The sequence below is a fragment of the Cellulomonas iranensis NBRC 101100 = JCM 18110 genome (assembly GCF_001552375.1).
GTDB classification, from domain to species: Bacteria; Actinomycetota; Actinomycetes; order Actinomycetales; family Cellulomonadaceae; genus Cellulomonas; species Cellulomonas iranensis.
Map to the genome: position 1 here is coordinate 1 of NZ_BCRB01000186.1, position 1,433 is coordinate 1,433.

General features: G+C 77.7%; 2 protein-coding genes. Both read left to right on the forward strand.

Features of this window, described 5'->3' with window-relative positions; translation table 11 throughout:
• On the forward strand, positions 1–994 hold a 994-nt coding region (locus CS2_RS18260; protein ID WP_070321023.1), incomplete at its 5' end, for a dihydrolipoamide acetyltransferase family protein.
• 94 nt (positions 995–1,088) lie between these two features.
• A partial coding sequence (locus CS2_RS18265; protein WP_439951193.1) for a hypothetical protein occupies positions 1,089–1,433 on the forward strand: 345 nt, incomplete at its 3' end.

Below are 1,433 nucleotides of genomic sequence, written 5' to 3' on the forward strand. Positions count from 1 at the left end.
GGCGACCCCCGCGGCACCCCGCGCGTCCGCCGCACCCGGCCGTCCCACCGCCACCGCCACCGCCCCGGCGCCCGCGCGCACCGGCACCGGGCGGGCGCTCGCCAAGCCGCCCGTGCGCAAGCTCGCGCGCGACATGGGCGTCGACCTCGACGCCGTCGCCGCGACCGGGCCCGGGGGGATCGTCACGCGCGAGGACGTGCTGGCCCACTCGGTGCGCGCCGAGGGCCGCGACCTCGCGACGTACCCCGGCGACGACCGCCCGTGGCTCGCGTCCGGCACCGTCACGCCCGACGGCCGCCAGACCCGCGTGCCCGTGAAGTCCGTGCGCAAGCGCACCGCCGAGGCCATGGTCGCCAGCGCGTTCACGGCCCCGCACGTCACGGTGTTCCACACGGTCGACGTCACGCGCACCATGAAGCTCGTCGAGCGGCTGCGCGGCGACCGCGAGTTCGCCGACGTGCGCGTCACGCCCCTGCTGATCGCCGCGAAGGCGCTGCTGCTCGCGGTCGACCGGCACCCCGAGATCAACGCGTCGTGGGACGAGGCCGCGCAGGAGATCGTCTTCAAGCACTACGTGAACCTCGGCATCGCCGCGGCCACGCCCCGCGGGCTCGTCGTCCCCAACATCAAGGACGCGCACCGCCTCGACCTGCTCGGCCTCGCGCGCGGCCTCGGCGAGCTCACCGCGACCGCGCGGGCGGGCCGCACGTCGCCCACCGACATGTCCGACGGCACCATCACCATCACCAACGTCGGGGTGTTCGGCATCGACACCGGCACGCCGATCCTCAACCCGGGCGAGGCCGCGATCCTCGCGTTCGGCGCGATCCGGCAGCAGCCGTGGGTGCACAAGGGCAAGGTCAAGCCGCGGCACGTCACGCAGCTCGCGCTGAGCTTCGACCACCGGCTCGTCGACGGCGAGCTCGGCAGCCGCGTGCTCGCCGACGTCGCCGCCGTGCTGGCCGACCCCGCGCAGGCGCTCGTCTGGGGCTGACGCCCGGACCGCGCACGGGACCGGCGGGCCCGCGACCTGCTGAAACGGTTCGCGGCCTGGACCCGACGACGACGCGCGGGCGACGGTCGACGACATGTCGACGTCCCCGGTGCCGCCGGGCGTCGTCCCCGACGGCGGGGCCGACGCCGCGCACCGCGGGGTGCGCGGACCGGCCGACGCACGCCCTCTCGTGGTCGGCGCCGGGCTGGTCGGCGCGGTCCTCGCGGGTGCGCTCGGCGGCCTGCTCGCGACCGGCCACCGCGTCCCCGACGCCGCGGCCCTGCTCGCGGTCGCCGCGCTCGTGCTCGTGCCGGCGGTGCTCGTCGCCCGGTCGCCGCGCCGGGCGGCCGCGCGCGTGGTCGTCGTCGCGGGGTGCGCGCTGCTCGCCGTGGGGCTGCACCCCGTGCTCGTCGCGCTCACCGCACCGCCCGGCGCGCCC